Raw genomic sequence first — 23294 nt, 5'->3', positions numbered from 1 at the left:
CGGGTGACCGAGCGTGCGGCGAGTCGGACGGCGATCCTGGTTTGTCAGGGTCGGGCGGTGGCGGATGGGCGGCTGGGTGTCGGGCGGTTCGCCGATCCCGTCGCGATCGATCTGCTGCTCCCCGAGGAACGCGACATTGTCGGGCGGGTGCGGGCCGGGGAGGTGCCGAAGGGGTTTGGCGCGCGCATGGAGTACGAATTGGTGTCGACGACTTCCGAAGTGCTTGCCGCGCGCACCATCGCCATCGACGACGCGGTTCGGGAGCAGGGCAACCCGCAACTGGTGATTCTCGGGGCCGGGCTCGACGCGCGCGCCTGGCGCATGTCCGAGTTGGTCGGTGTCGAGGTGTTCGAGGTGGATCATCCTGCCTCGCAAGCCGAGAAGCGGGAGCGACTCGGTGCACGTGCGGCGCTGGCTTCGGTGCATTTCGTGCCCGTCGACTTCGGCCGGGACGTACTGGGCGCCGCGCTGATCGAGGCGGGCCACGACGAAACGCGGCCCACGACCTGGATCTGGGAGGGCGTCGTGCCCTACCTGACCCCGGCCGAGGTAGGAGACACGGTCACGGAGGTGGCCAAGCGCAGCGCCGTGGGCAGCCGTTTGATCGTCACCTATCCGACCCCGAATCGCCTGTACCGCTACGGGCGTCGCGCCATGGAACTGCTGCTGTCGGTGACCGGCCGCACCAATCCCATGGCCCGCGAACCGCAGCGGTCCAGCTGGACGCCCGAGGCGATGGCCTCCGTCCTCTCGGCCTGCGGCCTCACCGTCACCGCCGACCGCGACATGTTGACGATCGCCCAGGAGGTCAGGGTGGAGGGCAAAAGCGGCTCGTTCCTCAGCACCGGTCGCCTCGCGATCGCCGATCGGCACTGAGGCCCACCAGATCCATTGCGGCTCAACGGCTCACCAGGTACAGCCAGACCTGCCCGGTGGCTCTCAGCCGTTGAGTGTCACCACCCAGGACCCGTTGCACCCCTTGTCATGATCGCGGCCCGGATCGTAATTCCACACCGCCTGCAAATCCGAATCCTTCTGCAGATTGAATTCCCCCGTAGGCGATTTCACCGCCACCCCGTTGTACATCAACACCACGAGGTCATTCGGATAAATAGTCCAATCCCCGTTGTACCCCGCCGGATAATTCATGCTCACCGTCGTAGTCCGCCCCGCATGGTTCTGCACCACCACACAGGCCCCCGGATGATTGGCCTGCGCCTGCGCGGACCCCGCCGCCATCACGCCCACACCAATCCCCACCGCAGCCGCCGCCACCCCGGCAACCGCCGCAGCCTTACGCCCACCGGAAACGCTAACCATGACAACCTCCATACGACTCCGGTTGCCCGGATCTCTTTTCGACATCCAGAAGTTATCCAGCGCCCCCCAGCGGCATCCTTATGAAATCCTTGCGGTCTCAACTCGGCTGATCGGCCTGACCTGTCTTCACCTCTCCGTGCCCGCGGCGGCTAAGGACGATTGGATGAAGGGCTCGGCGAGTTCGAGGAATTGGTTGGGGGTGGAGGAGAAGGGGAGGTGGCCGGTGGGGAGGAGGTGGAGGGTGGAGTGGGGGAGGAGGCGGTGGGTGAGGTGGGCGTAGCGGAGGGGGAGGACGGGGTCTCGGGTGCCCCAGATGATGAGGGTGGGGGTGGTGATTTGGGAGGCGCGGGGGGTGAGGTCGTAGGTGGGGGAGTTGAAGCTGTGCCAGAGGGAGGAATACGTGGTGCGGCCGATGTCGGTGCGGGCTACGCGGGTGGTGCGGGCGATGATGGCGTTGTCGTGGGGGCTCATGGGTTTGGTGTAGTTGCGGATGCTGTGGGGGAGCCAGTAGCGGGCCGCGAGGGTGGAGCCGTAGAGGGTGCAGTAGGCGCGGGTGAGGGGGGTTTGGGGGACGAATCCGCCGGTGTTGACCAGGATCAGGCCCGCTACTCGTTCGGGGTGGGTGAGGGCCAGGCTGGCGGCGGCGTAGCCGCCGAGTGAATTGCCCAGGAAGACAGCGGGATTCAGGTTCAGGGTGGTGACGAGGTCGACCAGGGCGGTGGCGCAGGCCGCGGCGGTGAGGGTCGGGTTCGGGGCGGAGGCGCCGTGGCCGGGCCAGTCGACGGCGATGACGCGGTGGTCGGCGGCCAGGGCCGGGATGATCGGGTCGAAGTCGTGGTGGTCGTGCAGGTTGGCGTGGAGCAGGACGACGGCCGGTCCGCTACCGAGGTCTTCGTAGGCGAGTTCTCCGGCTGTTGTGCGCATGGTGTGCATTCGCGCACGTCCCTTCGGTCGAATGGGTTGACCGACTGGTCATTCACTGACCACCCGGTCGCTCATATAGTGTGACCCTACGATCGGTTCGAAGAGCATGCAAGGGGAGTGCCGCCATATCGACTGCCGCGCAGCGCGATACGGGCAGCACTTGCCGGTGAGGGTTGAATCAGATGAATCTGCGGGAGGATTCCGCCGCGCGCACCCGCGCCGCGCTGGTGGACAGCGGCCTGCACCTGGCCGAACGTCTGGGCCTGTCCGGTGTCAGCGTCAACGTCCTGGTGGCCGAGTTGGGCGTCTCGAAGGGCACCTTCTTCCACCACTTCGGCTCGCGCGCCAACTACCTCCTGGCCCTACACCGCGAATTCCACGACCGCCTCCAGACCGAAATCGAAACCGCCATAGCCGATCTGGCCCCGGGCCACGACCGCCTCGTCACCGGTTCGACCGCGTACCTGGATGCGTGTCTGCGCGACCGCGGCGTCAAGGCCCTGCTCCTGGAGGCCCGCGCCGAACCGTTGATCGCCGACGCGGTCACCCACCGCAACGCCCACAATGCCGCTCTCATCGAGCCCGATTTCCAGGTTCTCGGCTGGAGCGAACCCGCCGACGCCGCCCGACTGTGGGTCACCCTCGTCGCCGAAGCGGCGCTGCTGGAGTTGCGGGCGGGCGGCCAGCAGCGCTCGGTTCGGAAGGCCTTGTGGGAGTTCCTGTCTCGTTAGCCTCGGACGAAGAACTCGCGGAGCAGGGGTTCCAGAGGTGCGGGCTGGTTGAGGATGTTGTGGTCCTCGCCGGGCAGGACCACGTGACGTGAACCGGGGATCGCGGCGGCCAGGGCCTTGCTCGCGGTCTGCATCCAGGGTGTGGTTTGGTCGCCGTTGATGACCAGGGTCGGAGTGGCGATGGTGGCGTAGCGGTCGGTTTGCAACCGCATGCTGGGCCCGCAAACCGCGACATCGTAGGGGAGGCTGGGTGCCTGGGCGCACAGGAATTCCCACACCGGAGAGTTGCGCATGCCCTCGACAACGGGCGCGGGCACCTGCACCTGCTCGGTCAGGAACAATTCGGCCGCGCTGTCCCGATCCCCGGCCGCGATGAGCGCGACCAGACGGTCGAACACCTCGGCGGGCGGCTCCGGCCGATTGCCGTCGACCACCGCGGGAATCTCATAGAGGGCGACCTTGTCGATCGGCAGCCCGGCGAGCACCCCTTCCAATGCCAGTGCCGCACCGGAGGAATGCCCGAACACCGCCGCCGCCCCGCCCGCGTACTCGATCACCGCTGCGAGATCCTCGACCTCGGATTCCACCGCGAACTTCCCGGTCGCATCGGTGCTGCCCCCGCGCCCGCGCCGGTCGTACCCGATCGCGGTGAAATGCGGTGCGAGCGTCGCGGCGAGCCCGGTCACGGTAGACCGATCGTTGAACGCGCCCCCGATCAGCACAATCGGCGCACCCGACCCGATCGCCTCGACCGTGATCTCACTGCCATCGGCGGAGCGAACGGTGGTAACGGAGCTAGTCATGTCTTCATCCTTTCGAAGGTTTCGACTACTCCTCGAACGGCACCCGCCGTTTTCGACATCGACCGCCGATCGAATTCCACTCTGACAGGAACCACCAGCTGACACCGGTCATTCGTAATGCGATCCGACTGCGTCCTGCCCGGTGTAGTTCGGCCCCGCATGCGCATCGGCACCGAGGTAGCGGAACTCCCACACCGGTCGCCCCACACCGATGCGCGTGATCCGGTGGTTCCGGGCGTTGTAGTCGAAACCATTGCGTCGCAACGCGGTGGAGAGCCGCCGCCCGAGCGTAGCCCCGTCCCGGTCCCGCAGCGCGGAGGCGTCGAAGTTGGCGGTCAACCGGCCGTCCGCCGTAAGCCAGGACGACATTCTGCTCAATGCCGTGAGCTTGTCGCCGACGTAGTGGAGCGCGTGGACGCTGGTTATCAGGTCGAAAGGTTCGTCCGGATGCCAGTCGAGAACGGACGCGGTGACCAAGTCGACGCCGCGACGCGACGGCCCGCCGAAGTAGTCGACCAGGTCCACACCGACGATCCGCGCATGCCCGGACAGCACATCGCCCGCCTCGAAAAGGGCGTGCGCGCTACCGCATCCGATATCGAGCCAACGCTGCGGTCCGGGGCGGGCCAACAGCCATGCCACCGGATCGAACCCGAGTTCGCGCCGGTAGGCGGGTAGTCGGCGGTCGCGGTTCATCGCGGAGTTCGCCACTACCGCAGTCTGTTCCAGCTGTGCGTCGTCGAGTAACCCGGTCACTCGATCATCCTGCCGGACCGGGGCGACCGGCGGGACCCGTGATTACGCGCTGACCTTGCCGACCGGTTCCGGAGCCGAGGCGGGCAGCGGTTCGCGGGTGCGCATGGCGGCCCACAGCGCGGCGGTGGCGGCGGTGCACGCCGCCGCGCCGCCGACGTGGAAGGCGACCAGTGCTGCCGGAACGTGGGTGAAGTACTGGACGATGCCGATGCACGCCTGGGCGACGACCAGCGAGATGACCACGATCAGCCGGTTCCGAATCGTCTTGTTCATCCCCACCGCGGCCAGCCCGCAGGCCAAACCGACCAGCAGCGCCAGATAGGCGACCAACAGTTCGGCGTGCAGGTGAACCAGCGTGACGATCTCGACCTGCAGCCGCTCGACCGGCTTGGCCGCGCTCTTGTCACCCGCGTGCGGACCCGCACCGGTGACCAGCGTGCCCGCGATGAGCGTCGCCGTGAGCGCCACACCGCTGAGCACGGTCAGCAGCCGCAGCGGCGCGGGCACCTGCACGGTGTCGATGCCGTCGTCGGGCTGGCCGACCTTGGCCCACAGCAGCGCCGCCAGCCACACCATCAGCATGGAGGCCAGCAGGTGGACCGCGACCGTCCACCACAGCAGTCCGGTGCGCACGGTGATGCCGCCGATCACGGCCTGCAGCACGGTCCCGCCGGGCATGAGCCACGCGTAGACCAGCACCTCGCGCCGCCGCCGCGCCCGCGTGACCGCGAGCACGATGGCCGCCGCCGCCAGCGACACCACGAAAGTCAGCATGCGATTGCTGAATTCGACCACCTGATGCAGCACCGGCACCTCGGCCACCGCGGTCGGCACGAAGCTGCCCGGGAAGCACTGCGGCCAGGTGGGGCAGCCCAGCCCCGAGGCGGTGACGCGAACGACCGCGCCGGTCACCGAGATTCCGGCCTGGGTGAGGACGACCAGGAGGGCGAGGAGTCGCTGCACCCGCATCGAAGGCATCGGGAACAGGTCGGCAAGTCGCTGGAAGGCGCGATTCAGCACGCTCCGATGGTAACGGGGCCCCATTTCACCCCGTCACCCGCCCTACTACAGAGTGTCGTTAAACACTCGGGCGCGGGCCAACTTTCGAGGTCAGTCGAACTTGAAGAACCGGGTAGCGAGCCAACCCGCGAGACCGCCCCAGCCCGCCAGCACCGCGATCCCGTACCAGTCGACGCTGGTGCGCATGGCCTGCTCCAGGCATTCCGACAGCGCCCCGGACGGAATGATCCGCGCGATCAGGCTCACCGCGTGCGGCAGGTCATCGGACATGAACACCAGGCTCGCGGTCCCGAGCATGACGAACCAGAGGATATTGGCCAGCGCCAACACGACCTCGGCCTTGAGCGTCCCACCCAGCAGCAGCCCCAGCGCCGCGAAGGTCGCGGTCCCCAGCGCGATCACCACCGCGCCGAGCAGCAGCCCGAGCAGCGCGGGCCGCCAGCCGAGCGCGAATCCGATGGCCCCCAACAGAATCGACTGCAACACCACCACGATCAGCACCGCCGAGCACTTGCCCGCCACAATGCCCCAGCGCGGCAGCGGCGTCGCCCCGAGCCGCTTGAGCGCCCCGTAGCGGCGATCGAAGCCGACCGCGATGGCCTGCCCGGTGAACGCGGTCGACATGATCGCCACCATCATCACCGCGGGCACGACCCGATCCACCCGATGCTCGCCGAGCCCGCTCACCGGCAGCAGCGTCAACCCGATCAGCAGCGTGATCGGAATGAACATGGTCAACAGCAGCTGTTCCCCGTTGCGCAGCAACAGGATCAGCTCCATACGCGTCTGCGCCGCGAGCATCTTGGCCCGCGTGGTCGGGCGCGGCGCGGGGGAGAAGGTGCCCGGCGCGAATCGATTCACCGTCTCGGTCATCCCCGCAGCTCCCGCCCGGTCAGTTCGAGGAACACGTCTTCCAGCCGACGCTGGTCGATGCGAATGTCGGTGGGCAGCACATCGATGCGCGCACACCACGCGGTCATGGTGGCCAGCACCTGCGGGGTGATGTCACCTTGCAGCAGGTAGGAGCCGGGCGCGGTCTCGCGCGGCGTGAACCCTTCGGGCAGTGCGGCTTCCAGCAGCGACAGGTCGAGTTTGGGTGGCGCGGTGAACGCGAGTCGCCCTTCGGCCCCGTGCGAGGTGACCTCGGCGGGCGTGCCCTGCGCGACGACGCGGCCGTGGTCGATGATGACCAGCTGGTCGGCGAGCTGTTCGGCCTCGTCCATCATGTGCGTGGTGAGCAGCACGCTGACCCCGTCGCGGCGCAGCGCGTCGATGAGCTCCCACACCAGATGCCGTGCCTGCGCGTCCAATCCGGCGGTCGGCTCGTCCAGGAACACGATCTCGGGGCGACCGACCAGTGCGCACGCCAGCGCGAGCCGCTGCTGCTGCCCGCCCGACAATCGCCGATACGGCGTCCGCCGAGCGTCTTTCAGCCCGAGGGTGTCCAACAGCCAGGCGGGATCGAGCGGATCGGCCGAGTACGACGCGACCAGATCCAGCATCTCCCCGGCCTTGGATCCGGGATACGCCCCGCCGCCCTGCAGCATCACCCCGATGCGCGGTCGAAGCTGATCGGAGTCGGCGATCGGGTCCAGGCCCAGCACCCGCACGGTCCCGGCGTCGGGCGCCACGAAGCCCTCGCACATTTCGGTGGTGGTGGTCTTGCCCGCACCGTTGGGTCCGAGCAACGCCAGCACCTGCGCGCGTTCGATATCGAAGCTGATGCCGTCGACCGCGGTGGTCTCGCCGTAGCGTTTCACGACGCCGTCGACACGTACGGCGGGTCCGGAAGCTGCGGTCACGAGGAGACACCGTAAGGCGTGGGCTGCTGTGACCGGGGCGACACCCCCGGTTGATTGCGCCACGGCAGCACATTTCGCGTGAGGAAGATGAGCGTCAGGCCCACGATCACGGTGGCGATGGCGGATTCGACGATCTGGAAAACGTAGAAGTCCGCGCCGCGCGGCATCACCAGCACGCTCACGATCACCGAGATCACGACGGCCGGCACCCGGAACGCGGGCCGGTTGGCCCAGGCCGCCAACGGCACGATCGCCCAGAGCAGATACCAGGGCTGCACGACCGGGAACAGCAGTACGAGCGCGCCCAGCGCGACGCCGAGCGCGCCGACGGACAGCAGTCGCCCGGTCCAGGTGGCGACGAGCATGCGCAGCACGATCAGCGCGGCGATCCCCTCGGCGATGGGTCGGGTGATGTCGATGAGCGCGGTGGTGTGATCGCCGAGTCCCAGCAGGACCCCGCCGAATCCGGTGATGATGCCGATCGCGGTCGGCAGCGACAGGTAGCTGCGCACCGCGGTCGCGGTATTGATGGTGTTGACCCACCCGAACCCGAGCCCGCTGGCGGTGCTGATGAACAAGGTCACGCTGCCCGCGATCAGGCCCAATATCCCCGCCGCGCAGAGGACTCCGCGGATCCCGTGCCCCCAGCGCCGCGCCAGCGCCATGCCGACGAAGCCGAGGGCGATGATCGAGGTGATCTTGATCGTCGAGGACAGGGTGATGACCACCGCCCCGAAAACCAGCAGCGCCCAGGCTCTCCGGTCGAAGGGATGGGTGTCGTCGATGGCGCGCAGGCAGAATTCGATGCCCGCCAGCATGAGCCCCAGCATGATCGCGTCATTATGGACGCCGCCGACCAGGTGGAACAGCACCAGCGGATTGGCCGCCCCCAGCCACAGCGCGCTCACCGGCGCGACCCCGCAGCGCCGCGACAGCCGCGGCAGCGCCCACACGATCAGGGCGACCGCCGCCAACACCAGCAGTCGATGCAGCCACACCCCGGCGATGATGTTGTCGCCGACGATGTGGGAGATCCCGCGACCCATCCACAGGAACAGCGGCCCGTACGGCGCGGGCGTCTGCCGCCAGATATTGGGCACGTTGTTGGTCAGCACATTGTCGAGTCCGAGCCCGGCGACCGGCCCCACCTTGTAGGGGTCCAGCCCGCGCGCGGAGATCTCGCTCTGCGCCAGATACGAGTACACGTCATTGCTGAACATGGGCGGTGCGACGCTGAGCGGAATGATCCACAGCAGCAGCGTCCGATCCATCTGCGACCGGCTGAGCCGATGGCGGGGATTGCCGCCGAACCCGCCGACGGCGAAGCGACCCAGCAGCAGCCAGGCCATCACCACCAGCACGGTCCCGATCATGCACATGGCCAGCGTGGAGGTGCCCGCCCGCGCGAAGAACCCCAGCACCCGCAGCCCGGAGGTCGGATTCTGATGCACCGGCTGCGCGCCCACACCCAGCGCCGAAATCGCCATGATGACCGCACCGGTCGCCCCCAACAGCCGGATTCGCATCAGCTGCAAGGTTTCTCGCCGGTCCAACCCCGGCACATCGTGATCCACGCTGTGCAGCACGGCGACGGTGTGATCGGCGGCGGGGACGTCCAGGCCCAGGGCCCGGCGTCCAACATCGATGACTCTGCGCCGCGCGCCTTCCACTACCGCCACATCTGCGAAGCCTAGTCCGGCGCCGCACCCGCGCGGCCGATCGCATCGCCGCAACGCGGGTCCACGCGTGTGCCGACCGCTTGCTGAGATGCGGCGGCCCTGCTCGCAAAGTTGCCGGGCTTCCGGATCGAGGCAGCGCCCGACGATTACAACGACCGGAGTCGGTTCCCGGGATGAAGGCCAATCGGGGGGCGCGTTGGGAAGGCGGTCAGGGCGAGGGTCTCGGGATTGCAGGCAGTTGGGACCGAGTCGCCGAAGAGGACAGCATCGTGCAGGTGCTCAACCGCCTGCGCCGCGCGCCCGCTCAGAGCGGGCATCTCGCGGATCTAGCGGGGGCCGCGAGCGCAAGGACGCGGTCGCCCAGCTCGCGGTGGTGTCCCGGGCCATGGACCGCGCCGGATTCAAGCTCGTCGCTACCGGTTCGCGGGACTGCCTCGGCGACTGCGATCCACCGCTGCGGCATGCCGCCCCGAGGTCGACCGACGGATCGGCCTGGTGGCGTCGTTCAATGGCGTTGTGCGTCAAGATCATTCGTCTGCCGACGCCGTGGGCGCCGAAGTCATGAATCTGGCGCTGATGCCGCAGGTCGCGGGGATCCCGGGCCGAATGCGGTCGCCGCCACCGCCGCGGCGAAGGTCCTCGCGGCGCTCGGTTGATTCACTGCCCGAACGCGATTCGCGCTGCCGGTGTCGGACCTCGCTCATACTCTGGATGAATGGTCTCCGATTCGAAACGGCGAATCGAGGTGGCCGCGGCGGGGTTGTTGGCCCGACACGGCTATCACGGATTCGGGCTGAAGAAGTTGAGTGAGGCGGCGGGGTTGCCGTATGGGTCGATCTACCACCACTTTCCGGGCGGGAAGGAGGAGATCGCGGTCTCGGCGATCAATGGCACCGGGGTGTTGGTGGGGCGGATGATTCGGCAGGCGCCGGGCGATGTGTTCGGCACGGCCGCAACGCTGTTCGATTTCATGGCCACCAAACTGTCCGAAACCGACTTCACCGACGGCTGTCCGGTGGGCACGCCCGCCTCGGATGGCGGCAGCGATGTCGAATCCGTTCGGGCCGCCTGTGTTTCGGCCTTCGACGCCATGGCCCACGGGTTCGCCGACATGCTGACCGAGCTGGGCATGGATCCCGATCGGGCGCGCGATCTCTCGACCACGGTGGTGGCCGCCTACGAGGGCGCGACGATTTTGGCGCGGGTACGCCGCACCGATGAGCCGCTGCACACGGTGGCGTCCGCCATGGCGCGGCTGATTCGGCTGAGCCTCGCGGAAGTCACTGCCGCCGAGGCGAATTCACCCTAGGAGGGGTTGACTGGAAAGAATGTTCTAGCGACGATCGGATGATGCAGCGACTCGTACTCGACGGCCCGCACGCCCTGCGCTGGGAAGACGCCGCCGAACCCACCATCGACGGCCCCGAGCAGGCCCTGGTCCGCCCGATCGCCGTGGCCACCTGCGATATCGACCCCGCCATCATCCAGGGCCGATTCCCCCTGGCCGGACCGTACGCCTTCGGCCACGAGGGCGTCGCGGAGGTGATCGCCGTCGGAGAGGCCGTCACCACCGTCCGCCCGGGCGACAAGGTCGTCGTCCCCTTCCAAATCTCCTGCGGCACCTGCGATTTCTGTCGCCGTGGCCGCACCGGCAACTGCACCACCCACCCATTCATGTCCAGCTACGGCCTGGGCCCGATGGGCGGTCTGGCCTGGGGCGGCTTCTTCGCGGATATGGTGGGCATTCCGCACGCCGACGCCATGCTCGTCCCGCTGCCCGCGGGCGTCGACCCGGCCACGGTCGCCAGCGCCAGCGACAATATCGCCGACGCCCACCGCACCGTCGCGCCGCATCTGGCGGCCGACCCGGGCGCGGAAGTCCTGGTCCTGGGCGGCCCGGCCGCCGCCTCGATCGGCCTGTACGCCGCAGGACTGGCGGTAGCGCTGGGGTCGGCCCGTGCCGTCTACCTCGACACCGACCCCGAAAGACTCGCCATCGCGGCCAAACTCGGTGCCGAACCCATCGAGGGCAAGCCCACCGAACGCGTCGGCCGCTTCCCCATCACGGTCGAAGCCGCGGGCGGCCCCAAGGCCCTGGTTGCCGCGATCCGCGCCACCGCCAATGACGGCGTCTGCACCAGCGTGAGCGTCCAAACCCAGGACGTCGCCCTCCCGATGCTCGAAATGTATTCCCGCTGCTGCACTTTCCACACCGGCCGCGCCCACGTCCGCCCCACCATCCCGCAGGTCCTGGAGTTGGTCGCCACCGGCCGCTTCGACCCGAGCCTGGTCACCACCCACACCGTCGCCTGGGCGGACACGATCGACGCCCTGCTCGAAGGACCGGTCAAACTCGTCGCCACTCGCTGAAGTCGGTGCTAGCGGCCGGGATCGGGAACAGTGAGCGAGAGCGCCGCCAGCGCCTCCGGCTCCGCGATCACCTCGATCCGCACGATCACCTCGCCCTCGATGGTGAATGCCATGACCGCCGGAGCCTCGTCCCGCGCGGCCACCAGCGCCCCGGCACGCCCGTCGACGAGCACCACCGCCGCGAATTCGGCGCGCGTGGCGAACCCGGCCGCCAGCCGCGCCACCGTGCGCGCGCCGGACGCGGTGACCGGCACCCGCCCCGGTGCGGCGACCTTATCGGCGGAGACCGTGATGTCGGGCGCGAGCAGCTCGAGCACCGCGGTGATATCCCCGGCCCGCACCGCCGCCAGGAACGCCCGCACGATCCGATGCTCGCGCAAGGTATCCGGCCGCAATCCGTCCGAGTCGCCGACCACCCGATGCCGGGCCTTACTGGCCAGCAGCCGCGCCGCGTTCGGCGAGCGGCCCAGAATCTCGGCGATCTCGTAGAACGGCACCTCGAACATGTCGTGCAGCACGAACGCGACCCGCTCGGCGGGATGCAGTCGATGCAGCAAGACCAGCACCGCCCGCTCCGTCTCCTCCGTCAGCAGCGCCCGATCCTCCGGCCCGACCGCCGTGGCAGCGGGAATGGTCTCGGGCACAACACTTCCCAACGGAAACTCGCGCCGCATCTCCCGGGTGCGCAGCGCGTCCAGGCAAATCCGCGACAACACCGTGGTCAGCCACCCGTCCAGATTGCGAATGCCGTCGATCTCGATGCGGCTCAACCGCATCCACGTCTCCTGCACCGCGTCCTCGGCCTCACCCGACGCCCCCAGCATGCGAAAGGCCAGCGCGGTCAGCCGGGCGCGCCGCCGCTCGAACCGTTCCGCCGGGGAACCCGAGTCAGTGTCGGACATACATCACGCCTGCCGAACGTCACAGGGTCATGACTACGCAATCCATCGTCACACGAATCGTTCCCGACCGCGCGGTCGTCTATCTGTACTGGGCGACCACGACGCTCGTCGTCGCCGAACTGGTGGTCGGCGGCTGGTGGGACGTCGCCCGCGTCCCGCGTGCCCGCGACATCGTGGTGAACCTGGGCTACCCCACCTATTTCCTGGTCATCCTGGGCGTCTGGAAGCTCCTGGGCGCACTCGCCCTGGTGGTTCCGCGCTTCCCGCTGGTCAAGGAATGGGCCTATGCCGGAACCTTCTTCGTCTACACCGGTGCCATCGCCTCCCACCTGACCACCGGCTACGCCCGCTACGAGGTGCCCATCCTCACCGTCATGGCCCTGCTGACCGCCGCCTCCTGGGCCCTGCGCCCGGACGATCGCCAGACCCTTCGATCGCCGTCCGGCCCGGACACGTCGCGGAATCATGTCGGTGCCCGCTGATAGGTTCGTCCCCTGATCCACCCGAAGTCCATCGCGTGTGCTCCACCGTCCCGAAAGCGAGTGCTCGATGCAGGTGGCGATCGCCCTGTTCACCCGTGACCTGCGGGTGCGCGACAATCCGGTGCTGACGGCGGCCGCTGCGGCCGGGGCCGGTGGTGCCGCTGTTCGTGTTGGACCCGGGCATTCTCGAACGAGACCCGGTCGCACCCAATCGACTGCGATTCCTGACCGAGCTCAATTGGCAGTGGGCCGCGGGCACCGGCACCCGCCCCAACCGCATCCTCAACCCGATCCGCCAGGCCGAACGCTTCGACCCCGACGGCGCCTACACCCGCCACTGGCTCCCGGAACTGGCCAACCTACCCGGCGCGAGCATCCACAAGCCCTGGCGCACAACCGCTCCCGCCTACCCCGCCCCACTGGTCGAGTTCAACGGCATGTGACCCACCGAGCCGCCCACTCCCGACCCCGGCGGCAATCCGTCGGCACCCTTCTGGGACTAATAGAGCATGGCTGTTCGACCGATCTTGATTGCCGGTGATCCCCGACTGACGCGACCGGCGGTGCCCGTCACCGAATTCGATGCGGAGCTGGCCGCTTTCGTCGAGGACCTGTTCGAGACCAACACCGCCGCGCGCGGTGCCGGGCTGGCGGCCAACCAGATCGGTGATCCGCGTGCGGTTTTCATCTACGACCTGGTGAATGCCGAGGGGCGGCAACGCGGTTACGTGATCAATCCGAGCCTCGAGACCTCCGAGATTCCCGAGACTATGCCGGATCCCGACGACGACACCGAGGGCTGCCTCTCGGTGCCGGGGGAGTGGTTCCCCACCGGGCGCGCGGACTGGGCGCGAGTCACCGGCGTGGACGTCCATAATCGGCCCGTGTCGGTGGAAGGGACCGGCTACCTGGCCCGTTGCCTGCAACACGAGACCGACCACCTGCGCGGGCACCTGTACCTGGACCGGCTCATCGGCCGCAATCAGCGGGCGGCGAAGAAGATGATCAAGGCCAACGGGTGGACCGAACCGGGGCGGTCTTGGCTGCCCGGGGAGGATGCCGATCCCTTTCACGACTAGGGTTGTCGGGGAAAGCGACTGGGTCTGCCCCCAATAACACGGGCTGGCCAGTGGGGGAATGCGTTCATACGGTTGGCGGGCAATCGGAACCCGGAGCCAGGGGGTGCGGCATGCCGTTGCCGATGATCGATGGGGCAGCGGCCGCGAATCGGAAGGCGTCGCAGCGACGCTCGATTCCGTTGGCCGCGGTGTGGGTGGTCGCGGTGGCCGGGATTTTGGCCGGGGCGCAGTGGATCGATCACGCGGTGATGGATCCGAAGGCGATGCTGCACCTGGTCGATCTGGACGCGTATCGGATCGCGGCGAACCGTGTGGTGCACGGGGTTTCGGTCTACGACACCCCGTTGCTCGGACATACGCGTGGGGCGTGGGAATTCGTCTACACGCCTTTTGCCGCGGTGCTGTTCGCGCCTCTGGCGGCGCTGCACGGGTTGGTGTTCACGCTGGTCGGCGGGATCGCGAACTTCCTGATCCTGTGCGGATCGGTCTGGGCCACCTTGGCGATCCTCGGCTATCGGCGTGATCGGCGCATGCTGGTCGTGGTCCCGACCGCCGCCGCCCTGCTGATGTTCTGCGAACCGATCCGCCAGACCGTGGCGTTCGGTCAGGTCAACCTGCTGTTGCTGCTGCTCGTCCTGGTCGACATGGCATTGCCGGATTCCGCGCGCGCCAAGGGCGTTCTGACCGGCATAGCCACCGGCATCAAGCTGACCCCGGCGTTCTTCATCCTCTACCTGCTGGTGACCCGCCGATATCGCGCCGCCGCCACCGCGACCGGTGCGCTGGCCGCGACGATGGTCATCGGCCTGGCCATGCTGCCGAAGGACTCGCTCACCTACTGGGCGGGCGGTTTCGCCGATCCCTCGCGCGTCGGCGTGCCCGAGAACCCCGACAACGAGTCCCTGCGCGGCATGCTGGCCCGCGCGCTGGGATCGAGCGGGGGAGTCGAATTGCTGTGGTTCGCAGCGGCTCTCACCCTCACGGCCGTCTGCATGCTCCTGGCCCGCCGGTTGTCGGGCACCGGACGCGAACTGCCCGCGGTGATCCTGTGCGGCATCACCAGCACCGTGGTCTCTCCCTACAGCTGGATCCACCACTGGGTCTGGCTCGCGCCCTTGCTGATCTACTTGACCCACTTGGCCAATCACCGCCGCGGCCTACTCACCGCCACGACGCTGTCGGTCGTTTTCGTCGTGTGCTCGGGCGGTGTCTTCAAGCTGTTCGGCATCGACTACGAGGCCGTCCTCTACTACCCGAAACACGGCTTCCTCGCCCTGTTCGGCCACAACGCCTACATCTGGCTGGCGGTGGCCCTGTACGCGGCCACCGCCCTCGCCCTACACCGCTACCGCCCGAAACCGCTCAGCGCGTGACGGATTCGCGCGCACCCAGCGCCGCGCCGGTCAACTCCACCGACCGCACCCGATCCTCGATCTCCTGCGCGTGGTGCACGGTGATCAGCTCGTCGGCCTGGATCTCGGCCGCGAAATCCTCCAGATAGTCGGCGACCTCGCCGGGCGTCCCCACCGCCGTATACGTGGTCATCTTGGCCAGATGCGCCCCATTGGGCGAGGCCAGGAACGCGTCGATCTCCTCGTCGGAGTAGTCCACGCCCGCCGCGCCGCGCTTGATGAACGCCCGCGTGCGCGCCCGATACGCGATCGTCTTCTGCTCCTCGGCCGCCGCGCGATCCGCCGCGGCGAACACATTCACACCCGCCATCACATACGGCTGAGCCAGTTGCTCCGAGGGCTGGAACCGATCCCGATACTCCCGCACGGCCTGCATCAGCGCCTCGGGCGCGAAATGCGAGGCAAACGCGTACGGCAGCCCGAGATGCGCCGCCAACTGCGCCCCGAACAGCGACGACCCCAGAATGTAGAGCGGCACAACACCTTCGGCGCGCGGCACCGCCTTGATCCCCGGAATCCGCGAATTCCCGGTCAGATACCCCTGCAACTCCAACACGTCCTGCGGAAACGTATCGGCCGAGGACGGATTGCGCCGCAACGCCCGCATGGTCGCCTGATCACTGCCCGGCGCGCGCCCCAACCCGAGATCGATGCGCCCGGGATACAGCGACTCCAGGGTCCCGAACTGCTCGGCGATCACCAGCGGCGAGTGATTGGGCAGCATGATCCCGCCCGCCCCGAGCCGGATCGTGTCGGTCTGCCCGGCCACGTACCCGATGAGCACGCTGGTCGCACTCGACGCGATCCGGCTCATATTGTGGTGCTCGGCATACCAAACCCGCTCGTACCCACTGCGTTCCGCCGCCCGGGCCAGCTCGACGCTGTTGTGGAAGCTGTCGCGCGCGGTCTGGCCGGGCGCGATGGCCGCGAGATCGAGAAGGGACAGTGCGACGGGCATGCTGGCACCGGCTTTCGTGGATCGGCTGTCGTGGTCTGTGGGGCGGGCGCTGTCACACCCTCCCCCTATGAGAATTCGATTGGCATCGAACTTATGCCCGGCATCCGGAAGCGACCGCGTGGCTACCGGAAATCCGCCGCGTGCTCGGCGGCCCAGTCCCGGATATCGCGGGCCGGATGCCCGGTCAGATCGGCGACGGTCGTGGTGACCAGATCCGAGCGCGGCCGGAATTCGGCCATCGACAGCAGCGATTCGATCAGCGCCGCGGGCAACCCCGCACCGGTCATCGACTCCCGCGCCACGTCCAGCGGCAGCGCCTCGAACCGCAGCGGCCGCCCCAGCGCCGCCGCGATGGCCTGCACCTGATCGTCCCGGCCGACCACGCGCGGCCCGGTCACGAGATATTTGCGCCAGGTATGCGAGTGATCGGTCAGCAGCCGCACGGCCACGGCCGCGATATCGCCCTCGTGCACGACCGCCGTCGGCGCGACCTCGATCCCGCGCACCACGTCGCCCGCCCGAATCTGTCCCGCCCAGCCCAGCGCGTTCGACGCGATGGTGTCCGCGCGCAGCACGGTCCACGGCATCCCCGACGCCTCGATCAGCGCCTCGACCTCGGCGTGCCGCTCCGGAATCGGATCCGATTGCGGCCCTTTGTCATTGATCGCCGTGGAGGACAGATACACCACCCGCTGCGCGTGCGCGCCGAGCACCTTCACCACCTCGGCCGCGCCCGCGGTGTCATGGAACGGCCACACCAGGAACACCGATTCGACGCCGTCCAGCGCGGCGGTCAACGATTCGGGTTCGGCCAGATCCCCGCGCACCACCTCGACTTCGGCCGGGAACGCGGCGGCATCCGGATCGCGAGCCAGTGCCCGCGTCGGAACCCCCTCCGCGACCAGTCGGGCAACCACCTGTCGTCCGACGTTTCCCGTCGCACCCACCACAAGGACACTGTTCACCACTTCCGAAACCCGCCCCGACCGGGCGGAATTTCCGAAACATCCCCATATATATGGTGGCCCGGGTCACACCCCGACCCATCGTCCCAGGTCGCGAAGATCGGGTCAGGGGACCCTTACTGGATCGAGGAATGGAATTCCGTCACACTTGTGTTGTGAAAACCGTGGGTTTGCGGAACGCGGAACAGTCCGGGCACCAGCAAGAGGGTGCCCGGTCCGTTGTCGTGTCCGGACCGGCGGGAGAGGGGCACACCCGGGAAGCCGTCATCAAGCTGCTGTTGGAGGAGGGCCCGATCACCGCGACCGCCATTGGCGAGCGGCTCGGCCTGAGTCCGGCGGGCGTGCGACGCCACCTCGATGCGCTCATCGAATCCGGTGAGGCCCGGGCCACCCGGTCCGCGCCCTGGCAGCAGAAGGGCCGCGGGCGTCCCGCCAAGCAGTTCCAGCTGACGGCCACCGGACGCGGTCGATTGGGCCACGCCTACGATGACCTCGCCGGAGCCGCCATGCGGCAGATCCGGGAGCTCGGCGGCGACGCGGCCATCACCGATTTCGCGCGCAAGCGGGTCGCGGCCATTGTGGCCGGGGTCGGCGAGCTGGCCGGGCACACCCCGGCCGAAACCGAGGCCAAGGCCGAGGAGATCGCGGAAGCGTTCACCGACGCCGGATTCGCGGCCTCGACCCGGAAAGTCGGTGCGGGCGTACAGATCTGCCAGCATCACTGCCCGGTTTCGCACGTCGCCGAGGAATTCCCGGAGCTGTGCGCGGCCGAGCTCGAAGCCTTCCGAGAGATTCTCGGAACCCATGTGCAACGCCTGGCGACCATCGCCAATGGCGACTGCGCCTGCACCACCCACGTCCCCCTCGTGGCCCCGAAAACCGCCGTTGCACAGCCCGCAACGACTTCTACACACGACTCCGGAAGGAGTGCCGAATGACGACGACCACCGACCAGGTGCAGCCGCTGACCCAGGAAGAGACCATCGCGTCCCTGGGTAAGTACGGGTACGGCTGGGCCGACAAGGATGTCGCCGGTGCCAGTGCCAAGCGCGGTCTGTCCGAGGAGGTCGTGCGCGACATCTCGGCCAAGAAGAGCGAGCCCGAATGGATGCTCGACTTCCGCCTCAAGGCGCTGCGCATCTTCGACAAGAAGCCCATGCCGAACTGGGGCTCCAACCTCGAGGGCATCGACTTCGACAACATCAAGTACTTCGTGCGCTCCTCGGAGAAGCAGGCCGCTTCCTGGGAAGAGCTGCCCGAGGACATCAAGAACACCTACGACAAGCTGGGCATCCCGGAGGCGGAGAAGCAGCGTCTGGTCGCCGGTGTCGCCGCGCAGTACGAGTCCGAGGTCGTCTACCACTCCATCCGTGAGGATCTGGAGAAGCAGGGCGTCATCTTCCTCGACACCGACACCGGTCTCAAGGAGCACCCGGAGCTGTTCCAGCAGTACTTCGGCTCGGTGATTCCGTCGGGTGACAACAAGTTCTCCGCGCTGAATTCCGCTGTGTGGTCGGGTGGTTCGTTCATCTACGTGCCGCCGGGCGTGCACGTGGACATCCCGCTGCAGGCGTACTTCCGCATCAACACCGAGAACATGGGTCAGTTCGAGCGGACGCTGATCATCGTCGACGAGGACGCCTACGTCCACTACGTCGAGGGTTGTACCGCGCCGATCTACTCCTCGGATTCGCTGCACTCCGCGGTGGTCGAGATCATCGTGAAGAAGGGCGGCCGCTGCCGCTACACCACCATCCAGAACTGGTCGAACAACGTCTACAACCTGGTGACCAAGCGCGCCAAGGCCGAGGCGGGCGCGACCATGGAATGGGTCGACGGCAATATCGGCTCCAAGGTCACCATGAAGTACCCGGCCGTGTGGATGACCGGTGAGCACGCCAAGGGCGAGGTGCTCTCCATCGCGTTCGCCGGTGAGGGCCAGCACCAGGACACCGGCGCGAAGATGCTGCACCTGGCGCCGCACACGTCGTCGAACATCATCTCCAAGTCGGTGGCGCGCGGCGGTGGCCGTGCCTCCTACCGTGGTCTGGTGCAGGTCAACAAGGGCGCCTACGGCTCCAAGTCGACCGTGAAATGCGATGCGCTGCTGGTGGATACGATCAGCCGCTCCGACACCTACCCCTACGTCGACATCCGCGAGGACGACGTGACCATGGGCCACGAGGCGACCGTCTCGAAGGTGTCCGAGGACCAGCTGTTCTACCTGATGTCGCGTGGTCTCACCGAGGACGAGGCGATGGCGATGGTGGTGCGCGGCTTCGTGGAGCCCATCGCCAAGGAGCTCCCGATGGAGTACGCCCTGGAGCTGAACCGCCTGATCGAACTGCAGATGGAAGGAGCCGTCGGCTGATGGCCGTCGACAACGTTGCCGAGGCCGCTGAGGCTCGTACCCCCGCCCTCAACAAGGGTGAGGTGTTCGCTTCTTTTGATGTGAACGCCTTCGAAGTTCCCTCGGGTCGCGACGAGGCGTGGCGCTTCACCCCGATGCGTCGCCTGAACGGCCTGCACGACGGCACCGCCGTGCGGGACGGGCAGGCCACCGTCGAGGTGAGCGCCCCCGCGGGCGTCACTGCCGAGACCGTGGACCGCACCGACTCTCGCCTGGGCGAGGGCGGCACCCCGACCGATCGTGTTGCGGCGCAGGCGTACTCCGGTTTCGAGCAGGCCACCGTGATCACGGTCGGCGCGGAAACCGAAGTGGCCGAACCGACCACGGTCACCATCACCGGTCCGGGCACGGGCAAGACCGCCTACGGCCACCTGCAGGTCCGCCTGGGCAACTTCGCCCGCGCCACCCTGGTCATCGACCAGAAGGGCAGCGGAACCTACGCCGAGAACGTGGAATTCATCCTCGGTGACAGCGCCGCGTTGAACGTGATCGTGGTGCAGGACTGGGCCGATGACGCCGTGCACGTCACCGCCCACCACGCCAAGCTGGGCCGCGACGCCACCCTGCGCCACACCAACGTCACCCTCGGCGGCGATGTGGTGCGCATGACCGGCAATGTCCGCTACGCGGGTCCCGGCGGCGACGCCGAGCTGCTGGGTGTGTACTTCGCCGACGACGGCCAGTTCTTCGAGCAGCGCCTGCTGGTCGATCACTCGCAGCCCAACTGCAAGTCCAATGTGCAGTACAAGGGTGCGCTGCAGGGTGATCCGACCTCGAGCAAGCCGGACGCGCACACCGTGTGGGTCGGCGACGTCCTCATCCGCGCCGCGGCCGAGGGCACCGAGACCTACGAGGTGAACCGCAACCTGGTGCTCACCGACGGCGCGCGCGCCGACTCGGTGCCGAACCTGGAGATCGAGACCGGCGAGATCGTCGGTGCCGGGCACGCCGCCGCCACCGGTCGTTTCGACGACGAGCAGCTGTTCTACCTGCGTTCGCGCGGCATCCCGGAGGAGGTCGCCCGCCGTCTGGTGGTGCGCGGCTTCTTCTTCGAGATCCTGCAGAAGATCACCGTCCCCGAGGTCCGGGAGCGGCTCGAGGCGGCCATCGAGGCCGAGCTCGCCGCTGTCGGAGTCTGACCACACTTCCCATCCCGCAAAGGAATCCGAAATCCGATGACCACCCTGGAAATCAAGGACCTGCACGTCGAGGTCGCCAACCCGGACGAGACCGGCGAGCCCATCAAGATCCTCAAGGGCGTGAACCTGACCATCAAGTCGGGCGAGACCCACGCGATCATGGGCCCCAACGGCTCCGGCAAGTCGACCCTGTCCTACGCCATCGCCGGGCACCCCAAGTACACCGTCACCCAGGGGTCGATCACCCTCGACGGCGAGGACGTGCTGGAGATGTCGGTCGACGAGCGGGCGCGGGCCGGTCTGTTCCTGGCCATGCAGTACCCGGTCGAGGTTCCGGGTGTCTCGGTTTCCAACTTCCTGCGCACCGCCGCCACCGCCATCCGCGGCGAGGCCCCCAAGCTGCGCACCTGGGTCAAGGAAGTCAAGGAGTCGATGTCGGAGCTGGAGATCGATCCGGCCTTCGGCGAGCGCTCGGTCAACGAGGGTTTCTCCGGCGGTGAGAAGAAGCGCCAGGAGATCCTGCAGCTGAGCCTGCTCAAGCCGAAGATCGCCATCCTCGACGAGACCGACTCCGGCCTCGATGTCGACGCGCTGCGGATTGTTTCCGAGGGCGTGAATCGTTACAAGGAGCGGGAGACCGGCGGCATTCTGCTGATCACCCACTACACCCGCATTCTGCGCTACATCCAGCCGGACTTCGTTCACGTGTTCGTGAACGGCAAGATCGTGGCCGAGGGCGGCCCCGAGCTGGCCGAGGAACTCGACGCGAACGGCTACGTGCGCTTCACCTCTGCTGCCGTAGGAGCCTGAATGACCAGCACCGTGGGGACTGTCGACGTCGCTCGGATCCGGGCCGACTTCCCGATCCTGAGCCGGACCGTGCGCGACGGAAAACCGTTGGCGTATCTGGATTCCGGCGCGACGTCGCAACGTCCTCTCCAGGTGCTCGACGCCGAGCGGGCCTTCCTGCTCGAACACAACGCGGCCGTGCATCGCAGCGCACACCAGCTCGCCGAGGAAGCCAACGAGGCTTACGAGGCGGCGCGCGCGGCGATCGCGGCGTTCGTCGGCGTCGGCGCGGACGAGATCGTGTATACCAAGAACGCGACCGAGTCGCTGAACCTGGTGGCATACGCCTTCTCCGACAGCCGATTCCCGCATCGCGTCGGGCCCGGCGACGAGATCGTCATCACCGAGCTCGAGCATCACGCGAATCTCGTTCCGTGGCAGGAGCTCGCGCGGCGTACTGGCGCGACCCTGAAGTGGTACGGGATCACCGACGACGGGCGCATCGATCTCGATTCGCTCGAATTGTCTTCTGCCACCAAGGTTGTCGCCTTCACCCACCAGTCCAACGTGACCGGTGCGGTCTCGGATGTCGCCGAATTGGTGCGCCGCGCAAAGGAAGTCGGCGCGATCACCGTGCTCGACGCCTGCCAGTCGGTGCCGCACATGCCGGTGGACTTCAAGGAGCTGGGCGTCGACTTCGCCGCCTTCTCCGGCCACAAGATGTTGGGCCCCTCGGGAATCGGTGTCCTGTACGGCCGCCGCGCGCTGCTCGAGGAGACCCCGCCGTTCATCACCGGCGGCTCCATGATCGAGACCGTGTACATGGATCACTCGACCTTCGCCCCGCCGCCGCAGCGGTTCGAGGCCGGTTCGATGATGATCTCGCAGGCCATCGGCCTGGGTGCGGCGGTCGCGTATCTGAGTAACATCGGTATGGAAGCCGTTGCGGCGCACGAGCACACGCTCGTCTCCGCGGCCCTGGAGGGTCTCGGCGCGATCGAGGGCGTGCGCATCATCGGCCCGACCGAGAACGTGAATCGCGGTGGCGCGGTGTCGTTCGTGGTGGACGGCATTCACGCCCACGACGTCGGCCAGATCCTCGACGATCAGGGCGTCGCCGTGCGCGTCGGCCACCACTGTGCGTGGCCGCTGCACCGGTACTTCGGTGTCGCCGCGACCGCTCGCGCCTCCTTCGCGGTGTACAACACCGTCGACGAGGTCGATCAGCTGGTCGCCGCGGTGCGGAAGGCCCAGAGCTTCTTCGGAGTTGCATAGATCATGCGCATGGAGCAGATGTACCAGGAAGTCATCCTGGACCACTACAAGCACCCGCACCACCGAGGGCTGCGCGAGCCCTTCGGCGCGGAAGTGCACCACGTCAACCCCACCTGCGGTGACGAGGTGACCTTGCGCGTGCACATCGACGACAACGGCGATGTGCGGGACGTGTCCTACGACGGGCAGGGCTGCTCGATCAGCCAGGCCTCCACCTCGGTGCTCACCGACCAGGTCATCGGCCTGCCGGTGCAGCAGGCGCTGAAGGTGGTCGAGGCGTTCGACGAGATGATCACCTCGCGCGGCACCCTCGAGGGCGACGAGGACGTGATCGGCGACGGCATCGCCTTCGCCGGCGTCTCGAAGTACCCCGCCCGCGTGAAGTGCGCGCTGCTGGGCTGGATGGCGTTCAAGGACGCCGTCGTGCGGATAGCCTCGGCGGAGGAAGCCAAGAAGACCATGGGCAACGGGGAGTAGA

25 protein-coding genes are annotated in these 23294 nt (G+C 67.7%); 14 read left to right on the top strand and 11 right to left on the bottom strand.

From position 1 onward, the window contains the following. The first annotated feature begins 3 nt into the window (after positions 1-3). Positions 4-876: a class I SAM-dependent methyltransferase gene (locus tag VMT65_RS09765; RefSeq protein WP_326307746.1), complete on the top strand. Its 873-nt coding sequence runs from the start codon at positions 4-6 to the stop codon at positions 874-876. Between the two features lie 63 nt (positions 877-939). Here VMT65_RS09765 and VMT65_RS09760 read toward each other — a convergent pair whose 3' ends face one another. Continuing rightward, a complete protein-coding gene (locus tag VMT65_RS09760) occupies positions 940-1320 on the bottom strand; it encodes a hypothetical protein (protein ID WP_326307745.1) in 381 nt (126 codons plus the stop codon). A gap of 126 nt (positions 1321-1446) precedes the next feature. Further along, positions 1447-2244 carry an alpha/beta fold hydrolase gene (locus tag VMT65_RS09755; RefSeq protein ID WP_326307744.1) on the bottom strand — a complete coding sequence of 266 codons (798 nt, stop codon included), beginning with the start codon at positions 2242-2244 and terminating at the stop codon, positions 1447-1449. Between the two features lie 182 nt (positions 2245-2426). Here VMT65_RS09755 and VMT65_RS09750 point away from each other — a divergent pair, with 182 nt between their 5' ends. After that, positions 2427-2975 carry a TetR/AcrR family transcriptional regulator gene (locus tag VMT65_RS09750; RefSeq protein WP_326307743.1) on the top strand — a complete coding sequence of 183 codons (549 nt, stop codon included), beginning with the start codon at positions 2427-2429 and terminating at the stop codon, positions 2973-2975. Here VMT65_RS09750 and VMT65_RS09745 read toward each other — a convergent pair. From VMT65_RS09745 to mptB, 6 genes are all read right to left on the bottom strand, one after another. Next, positions 2972-3778, bottom strand: coding sequence for an alpha/beta fold hydrolase (locus tag VMT65_RS09745; protein WP_326307742.1), 807 nt, complete (start codon positions 3776-3778; stop codon positions 2972-2974). The genes VMT65_RS09750 and VMT65_RS09745 overlap by 4 nt on opposite strands. 108 nt (positions 3779-3886) lie before the next feature. After that, positions 3887-4489 carry a class I SAM-dependent methyltransferase gene (locus VMT65_RS09740; RefSeq protein ID WP_326307741.1) on the bottom strand — a complete coding sequence of 201 codons (603 nt, stop codon included), beginning with the start codon at positions 4487-4489 and terminating at the stop codon, positions 3887-3889. A gap of 87 nt (positions 4490-4576) precedes the next feature. Continuing rightward, on the bottom strand, positions 4577-5554 hold the full coding sequence (locus VMT65_RS09735; protein ID WP_442790212.1) for a COX15/CtaA family protein: 978 nt from the start codon (positions 5552-5554) through the stop codon (positions 4577-4579). Between the two features lie 90 nt (positions 5555-5644). After that, positions 5645-6427, bottom strand: a complete 783-nt coding sequence (locus VMT65_RS09730; RefSeq protein WP_326307740.1) for an ABC transporter permease — start codon at positions 6425-6427, stop codon at positions 5645-5647. Further along, positions 6424-7356, bottom strand: a complete 933-nt coding sequence (locus VMT65_RS09725; protein ID WP_326307739.1) for an ABC transporter ATP-binding protein — start codon at positions 7354-7356, stop codon at positions 6424-6426. The genes VMT65_RS09730 and VMT65_RS09725 overlap by 4 nt, the downstream gene beginning before the upstream one ends. Continuing rightward, positions 7353-9035, bottom strand: a complete 1683-nt coding sequence (mptB, locus tag VMT65_RS09720; protein WP_326307738.1) for a polyprenol phosphomannose-dependent alpha 1,6 mannosyltransferase MptB — start codon at positions 9033-9035, stop codon at positions 7353-7355. The genes VMT65_RS09725 and mptB overlap by 4 nt, the downstream gene beginning before the upstream one ends. A 715-nt stretch (positions 9036-9750) precedes the next feature. On the opposite strand from mptB, the gene VMT65_RS09715 reads away from it, so the two are divergent. Both VMT65_RS09715 and VMT65_RS09710 read left to right on the top strand, forming a co-directional pair. Then, positions 9751-10344, top strand: coding sequence for a TetR/AcrR family transcriptional regulator (locus VMT65_RS09715; protein WP_326307737.1), 594 nt, complete (start codon positions 9751-9753; stop codon positions 10342-10344). A gap of 41 nt (positions 10345-10385) precedes the next feature. Beyond that, positions 10386-11405, top strand: a complete 1020-nt coding sequence (locus tag VMT65_RS09710) for a zinc-dependent alcohol dehydrogenase (RefSeq protein ID WP_326307736.1) — start codon at positions 10386-10388, stop codon at positions 11403-11405. 8 nt (positions 11406-11413) lie between these two features. Here the strand turns inward: VMT65_RS09710 and VMT65_RS09705 are convergent, their stop codons facing one another. Next, complete coding sequence (locus tag VMT65_RS09705) at positions 11414-12307, bottom strand: sigma-70 family RNA polymerase sigma factor (protein ID WP_326307735.1); 894 nt, start codon at positions 12305-12307, stop codon at positions 11414-11416. A 29-nt stretch (positions 12308-12336) separates the two neighbouring features. Between VMT65_RS09705 and VMT65_RS09700 the strand changes: the two genes are divergently transcribed. The 4 genes from VMT65_RS09700 (at position 12337) to VMT65_RS09685 (ending at position 15241) form a co-directional block, all read left to right on the top strand. Then, positions 12337-12789, top strand: a complete 453-nt coding sequence (locus VMT65_RS09700; protein ID WP_326307734.1) for a DoxX family protein — start codon at positions 12337-12339, stop codon at positions 12787-12789. Positions 12790-12944: 155 nt separating this feature from the next. Then, positions 12945-13232, top strand: a complete 288-nt coding sequence (locus VMT65_RS09695) for an FAD-binding domain-containing protein (protein WP_326307733.1) — start codon at positions 12945-12947, stop codon at positions 13230-13232. Positions 13233-13298: 66 nt separating this feature from the next. After that, positions 13299-13868: a peptide deformylase gene (locus VMT65_RS09690; RefSeq protein WP_326307732.1), complete on the top strand. Its 570-nt coding sequence runs from the start codon at positions 13299-13301 to the stop codon at positions 13866-13868. A gap of 110 nt (positions 13869-13978) precedes the next feature. Then, the gene (locus VMT65_RS09685) at positions 13979-15241 is read left to right on the top strand and encodes a glycosyltransferase 87 family protein (RefSeq protein ID WP_326307731.1); all 1263 of its coding nucleotides are present in this window, start codon (positions 13979-13981) and stop codon (positions 15239-15241) included. On the opposite strand, the gene VMT65_RS09680 is transcribed toward VMT65_RS09685, so the two are convergent. Together VMT65_RS09680 and VMT65_RS09675 are read right to left on the bottom strand one after the other, a co-directional pair. Further along, on the bottom strand, positions 15231-16238 hold the full coding sequence (locus VMT65_RS09680) for an LLM class flavin-dependent oxidoreductase (protein WP_326307730.1): 1008 nt from the start codon (positions 16236-16238) through the stop codon (positions 15231-15233). The two genes, VMT65_RS09685 and VMT65_RS09680, sit on opposite strands and share 11 nt — an antisense overlap. Positions 16239-16360: 122 nt before the next feature. After that, a complete protein-coding gene (locus tag VMT65_RS09675) occupies positions 16361-17185 on the bottom strand; it encodes an NAD(P)H-binding protein (protein ID WP_326307729.1) in 825 nt (274 codons plus the stop codon). Positions 17186-17334: 149 nt separating this feature from the next. On the opposite strand from VMT65_RS09675, the gene VMT65_RS09670 reads away from it, so the two are divergent. Genes VMT65_RS09670 through sufU form a run of 6 tightly spaced genes read left to right on the top strand, consistent with a single transcriptional unit; the run spans position 17335 to position 23293 of the window. Further along, entirely contained in the window at positions 17335-18141 is an 807-nt protein-coding gene (locus VMT65_RS09670) for a helix-turn-helix transcriptional regulator (protein ID WP_442790043.1), read from the top strand. Further along, positions 18138-19574: a Fe-S cluster assembly protein SufB gene (sufB, locus tag VMT65_RS09665; protein WP_326307727.1), complete on the top strand. Its 1437-nt coding sequence runs from the start codon at positions 18138-18140 to the stop codon at positions 19572-19574. Before VMT65_RS09670 ends, sufB begins: the two co-directional genes overlap by 4 nt. After that, positions 19574-20752, top strand: coding sequence for a Fe-S cluster assembly protein SufD (sufD, locus tag VMT65_RS09660; protein ID WP_326307726.1), 1179 nt, complete (start codon positions 19574-19576; stop codon positions 20750-20752). The genes sufB and sufD overlap by 1 nt, the downstream gene beginning before the upstream one ends. Before the next feature lie 36 nt (positions 20753-20788). Then, positions 20789-21562, top strand: coding sequence for a Fe-S cluster assembly ATPase SufC (gene sufC / locus VMT65_RS09655; RefSeq protein ID WP_326307725.1), 774 nt, complete (start codon positions 20789-20791; stop codon positions 21560-21562). Beyond that, the gene (locus VMT65_RS09650; RefSeq protein ID WP_326307724.1) at positions 21563-22816 is read left to right on the top strand and encodes a cysteine desulfurase; all 1254 of its coding nucleotides are present in this window, start codon (positions 21563-21565) and stop codon (positions 22814-22816) included. Positions 22817-22819: 3 nt separating this feature from the next. Further along, on the top strand, positions 22820-23293 hold the full coding sequence (gene sufU / locus VMT65_RS09645) for a Fe-S cluster assembly sulfur transfer protein SufU (RefSeq protein WP_326307723.1): 474 nt from the start codon (positions 22820-22822) through the stop codon (positions 23291-23293). Position 23294: the final 1 nt, after the last annotated feature.

Origin of the sequence: Nocardia sp. CDC153, assembly GCF_035818515.1 — a bacterium.
Classification (GTDB): domain Bacteria; phylum Actinomycetota; class Actinomycetes; order Mycobacteriales; family Mycobacteriaceae; genus Nocardia.
This window is presented reverse-complemented; position numbering and strand designations above follow the sequence as displayed.

What these genes read in the sequence shown, in the direction of transcription:
- VMT65_RS09715 (WP_326307737.1), top strand. Translation starts at nt 9,751, where the DNA reads ATGGTCTCCGATTCGAAACGGCGAATCGAGGTGGCCGCGGCGGGGTTG.
- VMT65_RS09755 (WP_326307744.1), bottom strand. Translation starts at nt 2,244, where the DNA reads ATGCGCACAACAGCCGGAGAACTCGCCTACGAAGACCTCGGTAGCGGA.
- sufU (WP_326307723.1), top strand. Translation starts at nt 22,820, where the DNA reads ATGCGCATGGAGCAGATGTACCAGGAAGTCATCCTGGACCACTACAAG.
- VMT65_RS09680 (WP_326307730.1), bottom strand. Translation starts at nt 16,238, where the DNA reads ATGCCCGTCGCACTGTCCCTTCTCGATCTCGCGGCCATCGCGCCCGGC.
- VMT65_RS09670 (WP_442790043.1), top strand. Translation starts at nt 17,335, where the DNA reads ATGGAATTCCGTCACACTTGTGTTGTGAAAACCGTGGGTTTGCGGAAC.
- VMT65_RS09700 (WP_326307734.1), top strand. Translation starts at nt 12,337, where the DNA reads ATGACTACGCAATCCATCGTCACACGAATCGTTCCCGACCGCGCGGTC.
- VMT65_RS09745 (WP_326307742.1), bottom strand. Translation starts at nt 3,778, where the DNA reads ATGACTAGCTCCGTTACCACCGTTCGCTCCGCCGATGGCAGTGAGATC.
- VMT65_RS09750 (WP_326307743.1), top strand. Translation starts at nt 2,427, where the DNA reads ATGAATCTGCGGGAGGATTCCGCCGCGCGCACCCGCGCCGCGCTGGTG.
- VMT65_RS09710 (WP_326307736.1), top strand. Translation starts at nt 10,386, where the DNA reads ATGCAGCGACTCGTACTCGACGGCCCGCACGCCCTGCGCTGGGAAGAC.
- VMT65_RS09650 (WP_326307724.1), top strand. Translation starts at nt 21,563, where the DNA reads ATGACCAGCACCGTGGGGACTGTCGACGTCGCTCGGATCCGGGCCGAC.
- VMT65_RS09690 (WP_326307732.1), top strand. Translation starts at nt 13,299, where the DNA reads ATGGCTGTTCGACCGATCTTGATTGCCGGTGATCCCCGACTGACGCGA.
- VMT65_RS09730 (WP_326307740.1), bottom strand. Translation starts at nt 6,427, where the DNA reads ATGACCGAGACGGTGAATCGATTCGCGCCGGGCACCTTCTCCCCCGCG.
- VMT65_RS09685 (WP_326307731.1), top strand. Translation starts at nt 13,979, where the DNA reads ATGCCGTTGCCGATGATCGATGGGGCAGCGGCCGCGAATCGGAAGGCG.
- sufB (WP_326307727.1), top strand. Translation starts at nt 18,138, where the DNA reads ATGACGACGACCACCGACCAGGTGCAGCCGCTGACCCAGGAAGAGACC.
- sufC (WP_326307725.1), top strand. Translation starts at nt 20,789, where the DNA reads ATGACCACCCTGGAAATCAAGGACCTGCACGTCGAGGTCGCCAACCCG.
- VMT65_RS09760 (WP_326307745.1), bottom strand. Translation starts at nt 1,320, where the DNA reads ATGGTTAGCGTTTCCGGTGGGCGTAAGGCTGCGGCGGTTGCCGGGGTG.
- sufD (WP_326307726.1), top strand. Translation starts at nt 19,574, where the DNA reads ATGGCCGTCGACAACGTTGCCGAGGCCGCTGAGGCTCGTACCCCCGCC.
- VMT65_RS09705 (WP_326307735.1), bottom strand. Translation starts at nt 12,307, where the DNA reads ATGTCCGACACTGACTCGGGTTCCCCGGCGGAACGGTTCGAGCGGCGG.